Annotated in this window: 15 protein-coding genes; 1 reads left to right on the top strand and 14 read right to left on the bottom strand. The window is 56.6% G+C overall.

Translation table 11 applies throughout. The features are described 5' to 3' along the window. Positions 1-33: 33 nt before the first annotated feature. The 3 genes from ACAM27_RS08295 to zapE all read right to left on the bottom strand — a co-directional run bounded on the left by ACAM27_RS08295 (position 34) and on the right by zapE (position 4,420). Positions 34-1,884, bottom strand: coding sequence for a DUF1302 domain-containing protein (locus tag ACAM27_RS08295; RefSeq protein ID WP_183576433.1), 1,851 nt, complete (start codon positions 1,882-1,884; stop codon positions 34-36). A 218-nt stretch (positions 1,885-2,102) separates the two neighbouring features. Continuing rightward, a complete protein-coding gene (locus tag ACAM27_RS08290; RefSeq protein WP_014422096.1) occupies positions 2,103-3,287 on the bottom strand; it encodes a thiolase family protein in 1,185 nt (394 codons plus the stop codon). 35 nt (positions 3,288-3,322) lie between these two features. Then, positions 3,323-4,420, bottom strand: a complete 1,098-nt coding sequence (zapE, locus tag ACAM27_RS08285; protein ID WP_369612871.1) for a cell division protein ZapE — start codon at positions 4,418-4,420, stop codon at positions 3,323-3,325. Between the two features lie 236 nt (positions 4,421-4,656). Between zapE and ACAM27_RS08280 the strand changes: the two genes are divergently transcribed. Beyond that, positions 4,657-5,094, top strand: coding sequence for a YhcB family protein (locus tag ACAM27_RS08280; protein ID WP_011786143.1), 438 nt, complete (start codon positions 4,657-4,659; stop codon positions 5,092-5,094). A 43-nt stretch (positions 5,095-5,137) separates the two neighbouring features. On the opposite strand, the gene ACAM27_RS08275 is transcribed toward ACAM27_RS08280, so the two are convergent. From ACAM27_RS08275 to ACAM27_RS08225, 11 genes are all read right to left on the bottom strand, one after another. Further along, positions 5,138-5,881, bottom strand: coding sequence for a Nif3-like dinuclear metal center hexameric protein (locus ACAM27_RS08275; protein WP_369612819.1), 744 nt, complete (start codon positions 5,879-5,881; stop codon positions 5,138-5,140). 237 nt (positions 5,882-6,118) lie between these two features. Further along, positions 6,119-7,180 carry a histidinol-phosphate transaminase gene (gene hisC / locus ACAM27_RS08270; RefSeq protein ID WP_369612818.1) on the bottom strand — a complete coding sequence of 354 codons (1,062 nt, stop codon included), beginning with the start codon at positions 7,178-7,180 and terminating at the stop codon, positions 6,119-6,121. Continuing rightward, positions 7,173-8,477: a histidinol dehydrogenase gene (hisD, locus tag ACAM27_RS08265; RefSeq protein ID WP_023011326.1), complete on the bottom strand. Its 1,305-nt coding sequence runs from the start codon at positions 8,475-8,477 to the stop codon at positions 7,173-7,175. The genes hisC and hisD overlap by 8 nt, the downstream gene beginning before the upstream one ends. A gap of 26 nt (positions 8,478-8,503) precedes the next feature. Continuing rightward, positions 8,504-9,148, bottom strand: coding sequence for an ATP phosphoribosyltransferase (hisG, locus tag ACAM27_RS08260; protein ID WP_222197015.1), 645 nt, complete (start codon positions 9,146-9,148; stop codon positions 8,504-8,506). 29 nt (positions 9,149-9,177) lie between these two features. Further along, entirely contained in the window at positions 9,178-10,440 is a 1,263-nt protein-coding gene (gene murA, locus ACAM27_RS08255; protein ID WP_011786148.1) for a UDP-N-acetylglucosamine 1-carboxyvinyltransferase, read from the bottom strand. 19 nt (positions 10,441-10,459) lie between these two features. Further along, on the bottom strand, positions 10,460-10,708 hold the full coding sequence (locus ACAM27_RS08250) for a BolA family protein (protein ID WP_014422100.1): 249 nt from the start codon (positions 10,706-10,708) through the stop codon (positions 10,460-10,462). A gap of 60 nt (positions 10,709-10,768) precedes the next feature. After that, complete coding sequence (locus ACAM27_RS08245) at positions 10,769-11,086, bottom strand: lipid asymmetry maintenance protein MlaB (RefSeq protein ID WP_222197014.1); 318 nt, start codon at positions 11,084-11,086, stop codon at positions 10,769-10,771. Further along, complete coding sequence (locus ACAM27_RS08240; protein WP_222197012.1) at positions 11,083-11,736, bottom strand: phospholipid-binding protein MlaC; 654 nt, start codon at positions 11,734-11,736, stop codon at positions 11,083-11,085. Before ACAM27_RS08240 ends, ACAM27_RS08245 begins: the two co-directional genes overlap by 4 nt. A gap of 26 nt (positions 11,737-11,762) precedes the next feature. Further along, positions 11,763-12,212, bottom strand: a complete 450-nt coding sequence (gene mlaD, locus ACAM27_RS08235; RefSeq protein ID WP_022992004.1) for an outer membrane lipid asymmetry maintenance protein MlaD — start codon at positions 12,210-12,212, stop codon at positions 11,763-11,765. A gap of 20 nt (positions 12,213-12,232) precedes the next feature. Then, a complete protein-coding gene (mlaE, locus tag ACAM27_RS08230; protein WP_222197010.1) occupies positions 12,233-13,015 on the bottom strand; it encodes a lipid asymmetry maintenance ABC transporter permease subunit MlaE in 783 nt (260 codons plus the stop codon). Further along, positions 13,012-13,824 (bottom strand): ATP-binding cassette domain-containing protein, encoded by an 813-nt coding sequence (locus ACAM27_RS08225; protein ID WP_011786154.1) that lies wholly within the window; start codon positions 13,822-13,824, stop codon positions 13,012-13,014. The genes mlaE and ACAM27_RS08225 overlap by 4 nt, the downstream gene beginning before the upstream one ends. Between the last annotated feature and the right edge of the window lie 130 nt (positions 13,825-13,954).

Here is a 13,954-nt window from a genome sequence, read left to right as displayed (position 1 = left end):
CTAAATTACCTCGTTGAACGAATTCGGTCCGGTTCAGAATGAGTAGGAAACGCTCGCACTCACGAAATCACGGTCGGTCAACTCGTTATACGGTTTGCCACCGAAAAAGTTTGTGTAGCCGATGTTGCCTGTGATCTTGTTCTGATAAACCGCCTGAACGGACAGACCAAGCGCTTTGCTTCCTTCGTTGAAGGCACCACCCGGCTGCGGGGAATAACCTTCTACGTCGTGGCTCCAGGCCAGCTGCGGCGACAGGTTTACACCTGCAAACACGTTCGGGTAGTCCCATACCAGACGGGTACGGTAACCCCAGGAGAAATCAGTGGTGAAGCCGTCGTTTTCACAGTAGTCAGTATTCAGGTTAAGCGGCGCGCCACCTATAACTGGCTGAGAACAGGCATCACCCTGAGAGGTCGGCACTGGACCAACGCCGAAGGTGCCGGAGCGGCCATAACGTGCCTCGTCATAACCGGGCAGATCGTGGACCCAGGTCATGCCTACTTCATTGATCAGGGACAGACGGCTGGCGCCCATAACCTGATCGAAGAACTTGATCAGAGTGAACTGGAACTGGGATACGTTAAAGCGATCGTTACCGGACGCCCTGAGACCATTAATATCGGTTGTGCCCAGCTCTTCCTGACGCTGACGCTGCAGAAGACTCACTGGGCCATCGGGCCCCGGCAGCTGCAGACCAGCATAGATCAGCTCAAAGGCGTTCCACTGAAGGGGCACATCCTCACGGAAGCTGTACTCGGCACCCAGTGACCAGCCGCCGGGCGTGGTTGTGTTGATACTGATACCGTAGAGGTCAATGTTCTCCGGGTACTCCATAAAGTACTCAGGGAACCCACCCGCCTGGGGCCCAGGACCGTCGTTCAGCACACCGCTTACGTACGGCAGGCGGCTGTTGTACTTGATGTAATAGAAGCCCAATTCAGAATCATTCAGTTCAGGCACATACCAACGAACAGCCACACCGAACTGGTCCTTGGAGTCTGCCTCTACATCGGCAAGGCGATTAATGGCGTAGCCGCCAAGGCCCAATGCATCTGTTGCATCAAGCAGCTGACTTTGTGCTTCGCTCACTGCACCTGACGGCCAGATAGGGCCGCAGCCATCGGCGACAAAATCAATGGTAGAGAAGAAGGTTCCGCAATCGTCCGGGCGCACCGGCTCCCATTTGGCCTGAACGAAGGCTTCAACGGAGACGTTTTCAGTGACACCGGCAGACATGTAGAACATCTCAACCGGCAGCAACGCATCCTTCAATTCGGAGCCTGGAGCACGGAACGCCTGAACGTCTACCGGGTTGATGGTATTGATACCACCCTGGATAAAAGTACTCTCACCCCAGCTCACTACCTGCTTACCATAGCGCAGGCTCACCGGGATGTTGCCGAAGTACCAGTCAGAAAACACGTAGGCATCGAGGATTTCGCCGCCTGAGGCATTATCCTTTGCTTTCTCGTTGAGCTCTACGTAACGGCGATTCTCGTCTTTGAGTTCGAAGTCATACCAATAGCGGCCACGAACAAAACCACCTACGCGGGTCAGATACTGACTGTCGACTGCATAATCCAGGAACAGCTCACTGTTACCCTTGACGATCTTGGAGATGGTATCGCCTTTGTCGAAATTGCGATTACCGTCGTCATAGTTGTTGGTGGAAGCAGTACCCCGCCCATCATGCGGAGCCAGAAGACGCTTGTCAGCTTCTTCTACTCGCCAGGAAGCACCGGCAGATAACGTGGTATTGAACTGAGCCTCAACATCACCCATGTAGAACGAGTATGCTGCTGCCTGGCCGGACACGCCGGCGGCTATGGCTACGGCAAGTGGTAACTTGGTCCAACGCTGCCACGGTTGAGTTTTTCTTGTCATTGGAAGGCTACTCCGTTGTTGTTCTGAGTCGCTGCTCGATTGTTCTGGTGTTAGGTGTCCTGACGGCTGTACACACAGTGCCGTGATGATTGCACTATAGCTAAGCCTTTCGGGGGCTTTGATCAGTCAAAAGTATGATTTTGCTGTCACTCTCTGTTCAGCCGGGGCTCGCACTCCCTCACTATAGACAAGATTCAGGAGTGCAACCACCTGTCGTCTTACAGCATTTCGATCGCCATTGCGGTGGCTTCACCACCACCGATGCAGAGCGCGGCAACACCCTTCTTTTTGCCATAGCGCTTGAGGGCATGCATCAGGGTAACCAGAAGACGGGAACCGGTAGACCCAACCGGATGCCCCTGGGCACAGGCGCCACCGTGAATATTCACCTTGTCCGGATCCAGGCCCAGCTCTTTGATAGGCATCATGGCCACCATGGCGAAGGCTTCGTTGATCTCGTAAAGGTCAACATCGTCCTTGGTCCAGCCGGTTTTCTGGAAAAGTGTCTGGATCGCGCCCACTGGCGCACAGGTGAACTCGCTGGGATGCTGGGACTGAGTGCTATGGGCAACGATCCGCGCCAGGGGCTTGAGGCCACGTTTTTCGGCTTCGGATTCACGCATCAGCACCAGTGCTGAGGAGCCGTCAGAAATGGAAGACGCGTTTGCCGCAGTCACGGTACCGTCTTTGGCAAACGCCGGGCGCAGTGTCGGAATCTTCTCAATGTTGGCGTTGTGGGGCTGCTCATCATCCTCTACTACCACCTCTCCCTTACGGGTCTTGACGGTAACGGGGATGATCTCTTCTTTGAGCAGGCCTTCTTCAATCGCTTTCTTGGCACGATTCAGGGAGGAAATCGCGTAGTCGTCCATTTCTTCCCGGGTATAGCCTTTCTTGTCCGCCATTTCCTGGGCGAAAGATCCCATCAAACGGCCAGTCTCGGCGTCTTCGAGGCCATCCAGGAACATATGGTCCTGGGGCGCCTGCCCAGGCCCCATGCGGTAGCCCTGGCGGGCGCCCAGCAAAATGTGAGGCGCGTTGGACATACTCTCCATACCACCGGCTACCATGATGTCGTTTGAACCGGCTTTGATCAGGTCATGGGCGAACATGGTGGCTTTCATGCCGGAGCCACAAAGTTTGTTAATGGTGGTGGCGCCAGTACTGTCTGGCAGTCCCGCCTTGCGCATGGCCTGGCGAGCGGGCCCCTGTTTCAGGCCAGCCGGCAGCACATTACCCATAATGACTTCCTGAATATCGGCAGGCTGCAGGCCGGCGCGCTTCACCGCCTCAGCGATGGCAATTGCGCCCAGTTCCGGCGCGGAAACCGGGGCAAGACTACCCATAAAACCACCCATGGGGGTGCGAACACCGCTCACGATGACAACGTTGTCCTGACTCATGCTGTGACCTCTCTGTTGGTTTTTTATGATTCTGGTTATGGTTTGTGGGGCGCTTCCAGATATTCCTGGGATTGCATTTCCAGCAATCGGGATTCCGTGCGCTCGAATTCAAAGCTCAGGCGCCCGCCCGAATAGAGCTCGGTGATGGGCGCTGCAGCGGAGATAATGACCTTGACGTTGCGGTCGTAGAACTCATCGATCATGTTGATAAAACGGCGCGCCTGGTCGTCCTTGTCGCCGCCAAGCACCGGTACATTGCTGACGATAATGGCGTGGAACTGGCGCGCCATTTCGATGTAATCGTTCTGGCTTCGGGGGCCGTCACACACGTCTTTGAAGTCAAACCAGACCACATCGTCTGCGTGGGCCTGGGCCGGAATCTTGCGACCGTTGATTTCCATGGTTTTACTGTGCTTCGCCGCTTCGACGGCCAGGGCGTCGAAACTGTTCCGCAAGCTGATATCCGCCTCATCATCCAGCGGACAGTGATAAAGCTCTGCCTGCTCCAGGGTACGCAGGCGATAGTCCACGCCGCCATCCACATTCACCACATCGGTGTACTTCTTTACCAGCTCAATGGCAGGCAGGAACCGCGCGCGCTGGAGGCCATCTTTATAAAGGCCATCGGGGACGATATTGGACGTACACACCAAGGTAACACCACGACCAAAAAGCCCATCCATCAGCGTGGCAAGGATCATGGCATCGCCAATATCGGAAACAAAGAACTCGTCGAAACAGATGACACGGGTCTCGTCCGCAAACTTTTTAGCCACCATCTCAAGGGGGTTTTTCTCCCCTTTCAAAGCCTTCAATTCGTTGTGAACGCGCTGCATAAAACGGTGGAAGTGCACCCGCATTTTGTGCTCGAATGGCAGCGACTCAAAAAAGGTATCCATCAGATAGGTTTTACCCCGGCCAACACCACCCCAGAAATAGAGGCCTTTAACCGGCTCTTCCCGGCCCTTCTTGAGTTTGCGGCGCAGTTTGGCCAACCCTTTGTTGCGCTCGTTTTCAGCAGCCACCAATTTATCGTACAGTGCCTGCAGGCGTTGGACTGCATCTACCTGGGCGGGGTCCTTGTGAAAATCCGGGCGTTCAAGATCCTTTTGGTAACGCTCCCAAGGGGTCAGGTTCGCAACGGTATCGGAGGACGTGGCTGCAGTCATCAGGCTTCCTGAATAGTTGAGTCGAGTGAAAAATCGGCGCGGTATTGTCGCCTATTTCGCGTTTTTTCGCCACGCCGGGCGGCTCTCGGGGCAATACGACGATTGGCTCAGTGTTTCAGCATGGGCTCAATCGGTTTGGGGCGTTATACTCCGTTTACGGGGATTGGCTCACTTCCAGGCAATATAAGGACGATTTTCATATGACAAACCTGATTCTGGCGGCAGTTGCCGCGTTGGTAGTTGGCATTGTCATCGGGATTCTGGTTGGCCGTTCCGGCCAGGGAGCAACGTTGCGGCAGCGCCGGGCGGAGCAGCAGATTGAAGAGCTGCGCAGCGAGTTTACGCGCTATCAGGCCCAGGTGAACGAGCACTTTATGGAATCCGCGCACCTGTTGCGCCGGTTCAACGACGCCTACCGGGATGTGAACCAGCATATGGCCCGCGGCGCCAACCGTCTGTGCAATGACGAAGACTGGATGGAAGAGCTGGATCAGAAATCCAAGGGCAGACTGGAGCATGGCAGTGATGGCGAGCCTTCAGAACCCCCCAGGGATTATGCACCCAAGGCCGACCCTGAGGCCAAAGGCACGCTTGCCGAGGACTACGGCCTGGACAAGGGCGAGAAGCGCCCGGCTTGATTCGGAATCAGAGGCTGCGCCACGCGCAGCCTGACAACGATTTTCATACCGGATTATCACAATCGATGAAACGGTGTGTAACACCAAACGCCTCAGCAATCGCCGCCCCTAACGCCTGCACTCCATAACGCTCTGTCGCGTGATGGCCCGCCGCAAAGTAATGAATGCCGCATTCCCGGGCGGTATGAGTTGTCGGCTCCGAGATTTCACCACTGATGTAGGCGTCTACGCCCGCCTCCAAGGCAACGTTGATAAAGCCCTGAGCGGCGCCCGTACACCAGGCGACGGTTTTGATTTTTTCTGCCCCGGCACCAACGTGCAACGGCTGCCTGTGCAGAGCCCGAGCCATCTCTAACTCAAACTTTTCCACTGACAAGGGCTCCGGCAACTCACCCTGCCAGACCAGCCCACCCAACGGCCTCGGATTCTGGATTCCGAGCACTTTCGCCAGTTGCCGGTTGTTACCGTACTCCGGATGATCGTCCAGTGGCAGATGGTAGGCGACGAGGTTGATGTCGTTATCCAGCAACTGCTTGATCCGGTTTTTCTTCATACCACGAATAGTCTGGTCTTCACCTTTCCAGAAGTAGCCGTGGTGGACAAGGATCATGTCTGCGTTTTGTTCGACTGCGGCGTCGATCAGTGCCTGCGATGCCGTCACTCCCGTCACGATAACGCTTACGCTCTCCTTACCCTCTACTTGCAGCCCATTGGGGGCATAGTCCTGAAAATTGTCGGGCTGGAGCCATTCGGCTATTTTAACGAGGATTTCGTTTCTAAGGGCCATGACACCTCTCCTGCTCTGTCTGACTCATGATCATCGTAAGCTGGCGTGCACGCAGTTAAGCGGTGATGGGCGGGAGGGGCTTTCCGGAAATTTCGGAGGCCATGGATGGCCGGAGAGAAGCGCACAGGGATGTGCTTGTAGCGGTTTCCGGAAAGCCCCTCCCGCCCATCACTACCACCGAAGTTCTGCACGCCAGCGGGCTCAATTCTTGGCGAGCCCGCCTCTAGGAACAAGGCCTTACAGCACACCGAGACCTTTTATCAGAGCATTGTTCTGATCGCTCGTACCAATCGTGATTCGCAGAAAATCACTTATTCGTGGCTTGTTGAAATGCCGGACAATAACGCCCTGCTCCCGAAGCTTCGCTGCAATCTCAGCGCCTTCATGGCCGGGATGGCGGGCAAAAACAAAGTTTGCCTTGGATGGCAGCACCTCAAAACCAAGCGTTTCCAACTCCCTGGTCACCCGCTCGCGCTCGCGGATCACGCCACTGCAGGAATCCTCGAACCACTGCTTGTCCTCAAACGCAGCCACGGCACCAGCCAGAGCCAGACGGTCCAGCGGATAGGAATTGAAGCTGTCTTTAACACGGTTGAGAGCCTCGATCAGATCTTCATTACCAACCGCAAAGCCAACTCTCAGGCCAGCCAGTGAACGGGCCTTGGAGAGGGTCTGGCACACCAACAGGTTCGGGTACTGGTTCACCAGACGAATCGCCGTCTCGCCACCGAAATCAACATAGGCTTCATCAACCACTACCACGCTATCCGGGTTGGCCTGCAGGATATCCTCTACGTGCCCAAGTCCGAGGTAGCGTCCCGTCGGCGCATTCGGGTTCGGGAAGATAATGCCGCCGTTGTCACGCTTGTAGTCGTTCGGATCGATCTCAAAGCTGTCGGTCAATGGAATAACCGCACTCTCGATCTGGAACAAGCCACAATACACAGGGTAGAAGCTATAGCTGATGTCCGGAAATAGGATCGGCTTGTCGTGTTTCAGAAGCCCCTGAAAGATATGCGCCAGCACTTCATCGGAACCGTTGCCAACAAACACCTGTTTGGGGTTGATTCCAAAATCCACGTGGTATTCGGCAATGGCATCTTTCAGGGCCTGGCCTTCCGGGTCCGGATACAGGCGCAGGCTGTCATTCAACTCTCTCTGAATGGCTTCAATCACTTTTGGCGATGGGCCGAACGGGTTTTCATTGGTGTTCAGCTTCACCAGATTGGCCATTTTCGGCTGTTCACCCGGCACGTAGGGCTTGAGTTCACTGACCAGGTCGCTCCAGTACTTACTCATTGATCCGGTACTCCGCTGAACGTGCGTGTGCAGTCAGACCTTCGCCACGAGCCAGAACCGATGCCACCCGCCCCATACGATCAGCGCCCTGAGCGGTAAAGCCAATAAGGGAAGAGCGCTTCTGGAAATCGTACACACCCAGAGGTGAACTGAACCGTGCGGTGCCGCTGGTTGGCAAAACGTGATTCGGGCCTGCGCAATAATCACCCAGGGCTTCGGCCGTGTGCCTGCCCATGAAAATCGCACCGGCGTGGCGGATGTCGTCGAGCATGGCCTGCGGGTCTTCCACTGAGAGCTCCAGGTGCTCCGGCGCAATCCGATTACTCACTTCTGCGGCTTCTTTCAGATCTGCCACCTGAATCAGTGCACCCCGCCCCAGCATGGAGGTGCGGATAATTTCTTCTCGCTCCATGGTCGGCAGCAGCTTGTTGATACTGGCTTCCACCGCATCCAGGAAGTCTGCGTCCGGGCTGACCAGAATGCTCTGGGCCTGCTCGTCGTGTTCGGCCTGAGAAAACAGGTCCATGGCGATCCAGTCCGGGTCGGTCTTGCCGTCACAGATCACCAGTATCTCCGAAGGGCCGGCAATCATGTCGATACCGACAACTCCGAATACTTCGCGCTTGGCGGTAGCCACGAAGATGTTACCGGGGCCGACGATCTTGTCGACAGAGGGCACGGTGTCCGTGCCATAGGCCAGCGCGGCCACGGCCTGGGCGCCACCGATAGTAAACACGCGGTCTACCCCGGCAATGGCGGCCGCTGCCAGCACCATATCATTCACCACACCATCCGGGGTCGGCACCACCATGATGACTTCAGAGACACCAGCGACTTTGGCCGGAATCGCATTCATCAGTACCGACGAAGGATAGGCCGCCTTGCCACCCGGCACGTACAGACCGGCGCGATCCAGCGGCGTTACCTTCTGGCCCAGCACGGTTCCGTCTTCGTCCTGGTATTGCCAGGATTGCTGATTCTGGCGTTCGTGGTAGTCACGGATGCGTTCCGCCGCTTTTTCCAGACCCTCACGCTGATCCTGGGGAATTCGGTCCAAAGCTGCCTGCAAACGGCTTTTATCCATTTCCAGCTCAGCCATGGAGCCAACGTCCAGGCGATCAAACTTGGCCGTAAACTCCAGCACTGCCGCATCGCCCCGGGTCTTCACCTCGTGCAGGATATGCCGAACCGACTCATTCACCTGATGATCCACACTGTCGTCCCAGGCCAGCAGCTGGGCCAGCGCACTGTCAAAGTCGCTCTGGGTGGTGTTCAGTCTGGTGATTCTGTCGGTCATTTTTCAGATCCTGTCTTGGAGTAACACTACGAATCGCGGCGTCGTTCAACGGCCGCGGACATCTTCTCGATTATGGGGTTTATCTGGCCGTGTTTCATCTTCATGGAGGCCCGGTTAACCACCAGTCGGCTACTGATGTGGTCAATCAGGTCTCTTGGCTCCAGCCCGTTGGCCTTGAGGGTATTGCCGGTATCCACGATATCAACAATCTCATCGGCCAGATTCAGGATCGGTGCCAGCTCCATTGCCCCGTAGAGCTTGATGATATCGGCCTGCCGGCCCTGAGCCGCATAGTAGCGCCGGGCCAGGTTGACGAATTTGGTGGCAACACGAATCCTGCCTGCCGGTGGCTGCTCGCCTTTTTTGCCTGCGGTCATCAACCGGCAACGGGAGATGTTCAGATCAAGCGGTTCGTAGAGGCCGTCGCCACCGTGCTCCATCAGAACATCCTTACCAGTAACGCCCAGATCCGCGCCACCATATTGAACATAGGTGGGCACATCGGTCGCCCGGATGATCAGAATCCGCACGTTCGGGTCGGTGGTGGGAAACACCAGTTTGCGGGACTTTTTCACGTCGTCGACAAGCTCAATGCCCGCTTCCGCCAGCAGCGGCAAGGTTTCTTCCAGAATGCGACCCTTCGACAAGGCGATGGTGATGGAATCTGTCATGTATCCTTCCGGGTTCCCGTTGGTCAAATTCAGGCTGGCAGACGGCGGATGCTGGCACCCAACAGCTGCAATTTCTCTTCAATGCACTCGTAACCGCGGTCAATGTGGTAAATGCGGTCGACAATGGTATCGCCGTCTGCCATCAGACCGGCGATCACGAGGCTGGCTGAGGCCCGCAGATCGGTTGCCATCACCGGAGCACCGGTCAGGTGTTCAACGCCCTTGATGATGGCCGCATTACCTTCAAGGGTAATGTCTGCACCCATCCGGATCAGTTCCTGCAAGTGCATGAAGCGGTTTTCAAATACGGTTTCGACGATGGTTCCGGAACCCTCGGCGACCGCATTCATGGCCGCAAACTGAGCCTGCATATCCGTTGGGAACGCCGGATACGGCGCGGTCCGCAGGCTGACAGCCTTGGGCCGCTTGCCTTTCATGTCCAGTTCAATCCAGTCCGGGCCGGTCGTGATGTGCGCCCCCGCCTCTTCCAGCTTGAGCAGCACCGCTTCCAGGATATCTTCCCGGGTATCTTTTACTTTCACCCGACCACCGGTCGCAGCCGCCGCCACCAGGTAGGTTCCGGTCTCGATCCGGTCCGGCAACACGTTGTAGTGGCATCCGTGCAGGCGCTCCACACCATTGATTTCAATGGTCGCGGTACCGTGGCCTTTGATATCGGCACCCATGGCGATCAGGCACTCGGCCAGATCCACCACTTCCGGCTCACGGGCCGCGTTTTCGAGGATGGTTTTACCCTCGGCGAGCGCAGCTGCCATCATCAGGTTTTCGGTACCCGTTACGGTGACCGTATCCAGGAAAATGTGGGCACCCTTCAACCGGCCATTGGTCTTGGCCTTGATGTAGCCATTCTCCACCTTTATGTCGGCACCCATCATTTCCAGACCGTGGATGTGCAGGTTAACCGGCCGGGTACCGATAGCACAGCCACCCGGCAGGGAGACTTCGGCTTCGCCAAAATGAGCCACCAGCGGGCCGAGCACCAGTATGGAGGCGCGCATGGTCTTTACCAGCTCGTACGGTGCATGGAAGTGCTTGATGGTGTTGGCGTGCACTTCAACACTCATCTTTTCGTCAATGAGCAGCTCCACCCCCATACGACCGAGCAGCTCGATCATGGTGGTAATATCGTTCAGGTGCGGCAGGTTGCCGACGGTGACCGGCTCATCCGCCAGCAGTGTCGCCGCCAGAATGGGCAGGGCCGCGTTCTTGGCACCGGAAATGCGAATTTCGCCATCCAGGGGCTTTCGACCCCTGATCAATAGTTTGTCCACGGTAATTATCCTGTTCGGTTCAGGCGCCGGCCTGCTGATCGGCCCACTCGCTCGGGGTAAAGGCTTTCGGGTGAAGGGCGTGAATGGTGCCGTCCATGACATGCTGGAACAGCACCTTGTTGATCATTTGCTGCCGTTTGATGGTGGGCAGTCCCTCGAATACGTCACCCACCACCACAACAAGATAGTGGTTGCCATCAACCTGTACCTGAACCTCGCAACCGGGCAGGGCTTCTTTGACAAGTTCGGTAACCTGGGCGGCGTCCATAAGGATTCCTCGACTTAGTTGAAATCAGGGGCGGAATTGTAACCAATTCCCGGGCGCCGGTCAGCTGTGCTCGGCAAATCCGGGAATCTGATCCTGAAGATTGCTGAGTGCGGCCAATGAACGAAGTCGTTCACTGGCGCCTGTGAAGGAGAGATGGCATTGCCGGCTCAACGCCAGACGCTGCCAACACAAAAGCATCGAGAGCACCACACTGTGGGCGGTGCCAAGCCCGGACAGATCAATCTCAAGCATGCCATCGGCCTGCTGAATTTCCTGCTCGCCCTGCTTGCGCAGCGCCAGGACTGTGTCGGCATCGACATCGCCGGTTACGCGAAGGGTTGTGCCGTCCCGAACGATGCCCGGGGTCCGCTCACTCATGAACGATCCACCTGCTCATCCAGATTCAGGGCCTCAACCGCATCACCCCATCCGTCAATTACCGCCTGAACCTGGCCGCGATTCTCTTCCATTTCCTGAGCAAAGCGATCCCGGAAGGCAAGGCCGATGTTAACGCCCTCTACGATGACGTTCTCCATCATCCAGCGGTCGTCACCTGTCCGGTACATTGAGTAAGTGACCGGATAACGGTTGCCGGAGGCACTGATCAACTCCATTTCTACCGAAGCGCGATCCTCATTCTGAGGAAGGATGGTGGCTTCCTTGACGATGATCTCGAAATCTTCCGCAGAAACCAGGGCCTGGGCATAACTGTCAAACAGGCTGCGCTTGAACTTCTCGACAAAAGCATCCCGCTGCTCTGGCGTGGTCTGGCGGGCATATCGGCCCATCACCCGGGCAGCAATCCGGCGAAAATCGACAAACTCCTGAAGGGTTTCATCCATGCTGGCATAGAACGCCTCCGGATCCTTTTCGTACAACCCTTTCTCGGCATTGAGCTTCTGCACCAGCTTCTGGGTGTTCTCGTCCACGTAACGTTTCAGATCCTCCTCCGGCCCTGCCCAGGCCTGACCCACCAACAGGGCGAACATGGCAATCATCAGCGTTAAACGGTGTTTAAGGGCACTCATTAGTTTCTCCTGTGCATTACCCCGGCTCAGCGGCCGGAGGCAAAGTTACTGATCAGCCGCTCCAGATTCATGGCGGACTGGGTGGAATAAAAGGTATCCCCCGCGTTTAGCGATTCCAGGTCCCCGCCAATCGATATATCAATGTACTGCTCACCCAGCAGTCCGGATGTACGTATTACTGCTGCACTGTCGGCCGGGATGTTATCAACCTCAGCATGGATAGACATGGTTACCCGCGCCTGGAAAGTGTCCCTGTCCAGGGTAATGGATTCGATGGTACCGACAGTGACACCAGCCATGGAAACCTTGCCTCGGGGCGTCAAGCCACCGGTATCGTTGAAATTCGCGTACAGCGTGTAGGTCTGCTCCGCGGATTTCGGCGACAGGCCACTCACCTGCAGCGCCAGAAACATGAGCGCGGCCAAACCGGCAATCATGAACAGCCCAACAATGATTTCTATGCTTCTCTGTGCCATGAAAGGCTCCCTGAATCCTGTTAAAAATCACCGAACATGACGGCAGTCAGTACGAAATCGAGACCGAGCACTGCCAGCGATGAGTAGACCACGGTTTTGGTGGTCGCCGAACTGATACCAGCAGAGGTGGGCACGCAATCATAGCCCTGGTAGACCGCAATCCAGGCACATACAAACCCGAACACCACACTCTTGATAAAGCCGTTAAGCACGTCATCCACAAAATCGACGGAGGACTGCATATTGCCCCAGAAGGAACCCTCAAACACGCCCAGCCATTCCACACCAACCAGCATGCCGCCCCAGATCCCCACTACCGAGAAAATCATGGCAAGTACCGGCATGGCGAGAAAACCGGCCCAAAGTCTCGGTGCAACGACCCGGCGCAACGGATCTACCCCCATCATTTCCATACTGGAGAGCTGTTCCGTCGCCTTCATCAGGCCGATCTCTGCCGTCAGGGCGGAGCCCGCGCGACCGGCGAACAGCAGGGCCGTCACTACCGGCCCCAGTTCGCGCACCAGCGTGAGCGCAATCATCTGACCAATCGCCGACTCCGAGCCGTAATCGCTGAGAATGGTATAGCCCTGAAGCCCCAACACCATCCCGATGAACAAGCCAGACACCACCACAATCGCCAGCGACAACACGCCGACTGCGTAAAGCTGTTTGACCAGCAGGGGAAAACCTGTTGCAGGCCTGGGGACGCCGGCCAGCACGCCGAAAAGAAACTGCCCGGAACGACCGAAGGAGGCGATGATCGCGAGCCCGAGCCGCCCCAGGCCGGCAATACGACCCATCATGAAGACCGTCCTCCCACACCAAAATCAGCCGCTGCATCGCCACTCGGGTAATGGAACGGCACCGGGCCATCAGGCTGCCCTTCAAGAAACTGCTGAACCCGCTCAGACGGATGCGCCCGCAGCTCCTCGGGAGTGCCCTCACCGATCACCTTGCCGTCGGCAATAATGCAGGCGTAATGGCAAATACTCAGGGATTCAGGCACGTCGTGAGACACCAGAACGCTGGTCAGCCCCATGGAACTGTTGAGATCCCGGATCAGCTTGACCAGCACGCCCATGGCAATCGGATCCTGCCCGGCAAAGGGCTCGTCATACATGATCAACTCCGGGTCCAGTGCGATACTGCGGGCCAGAGCGACGCGCCGGGTCATGCCACCGGACAACTCTGAGGGCATCAGCTCTCTGGCACCACGCAAGCCCACCGCCTCCAGCTTCATCAGAACAATGTCCCGAATCATATCTTCGGGTAACGACGTGTGCACACGCAGCGGGAAAGCGACATTCTCGTAGACACTGAGATCGGTAAACAGCGCGCCACTCTGGAACAGCATGCCCATTTTTTCGCGCAGTTGGTAAAGCGCCTTGCGCTTTAGCCGGGGCACGTCATGGCCTGCCACACTCACCTGGCCGGAATCCGGGCGAAGCTGACCTCCGATGAGCCTGAGGAGCGTGGTTTTACCGGTACCACTGGGCCCCATGATGGCAGTCACCTTCCCTTTGGGAATATCCAGACTGATTCCATCAAAAATCCGGCGCCCGGAACGGGAAAACACCACATCCCTAAGTGTTATGTACGCAGATGACTCCATAATCCATCCCTTTCAAGGAGCGCCTACATTATGACAAGCTCTCCCAGACCTCAATTAAAGCAACGTAAAATGTCTTGATGGCAATGATCAGAATCCCTGATGCAGGCGAGCCGGGGGCACCAGAAGTGAT

The sequence above is a fragment of the Marinobacter sp. RI1 genome (genome assembly GCF_041155085.1).
Lineage (GTDB): Bacteria > Pseudomonadota > Gammaproteobacteria > Pseudomonadales > Oleiphilaceae > Marinobacter > Marinobacter nauticus.
This window is presented reverse-complemented; position numbering and strand designations above follow the sequence as displayed.

Coding starts and splice junctions, on each gene's coding strand:
- ACAM27_RS08240 (WP_222197012.1), bottom strand. CDS start 11,736: ATGAGTGCCCTTAAACACCGTTTAACGCTGATGATTGCCATGTTCGCC.
- mlaE (WP_222197010.1), bottom strand. CDS start 13,015: ATGATGGGTCGTATTGCCGGCCTGGGGCGGCTCGGGCTCGCGATCATC.
- ACAM27_RS08225 (WP_011786154.1), bottom strand. CDS start 13,824: ATGGAGTCATCTGCGTACATAACACTTAGGGATGTGGTGTTTTCCCGT.
- hisC (WP_369612818.1), bottom strand. CDS start 7,180: ATGAGTAAGTACTGGAGCGACCTGGTCAGTGAACTCAAGCCCTACGTG.
- ACAM27_RS08295 (WP_183576433.1), bottom strand. CDS start 1,884: ATGACAAGAAAAACTCAACCGTGGCAGCGTTGGACCAAGTTACCACTT.
- ACAM27_RS08290 (WP_014422096.1), bottom strand. CDS start 3,287: ATGAGTCAGGACAACGTTGTCATCGTGAGCGGTGTTCGCACCCCCATG.
- ACAM27_RS08275 (WP_369612819.1), bottom strand. CDS start 5,881: ATGGCCCTTAGAAACGAAATCCTCGTTAAAATAGCCGAATGGCTCCAG.
- ACAM27_RS08250 (WP_014422100.1), bottom strand. CDS start 10,708: ATGGACGCCGCCCAGGTTACCGAACTTGTCAAAGAAGCCCTGCCCGGT.
- hisG (WP_222197015.1), bottom strand. CDS start 9,148: ATGACAGATTCCATCACCATCGCCTTGTCGAAGGGTCGCATTCTGGAA.
- ACAM27_RS08245 (WP_222197014.1), bottom strand. CDS start 11,086: ATGAGTGAGCGGACCCCGGGCATCGTTCGGGACGGCACAACCCTTCGC.
- hisD (WP_023011326.1), bottom strand. CDS start 8,477: ATGACCGACAGAATCACCAGACTGAACACCACCCAGAGCGACTTTGAC.
- ACAM27_RS08280 (WP_011786143.1), top strand. CDS start 4,657: ATGACAAACCTGATTCTGGCGGCAGTTGCCGCGTTGGTAGTTGGCATT.
- mlaD (WP_022992004.1), bottom strand. CDS start 12,212: ATGGCACAGAGAAGCATAGAAATCATTGTTGGGCTGTTCATGATTGCC.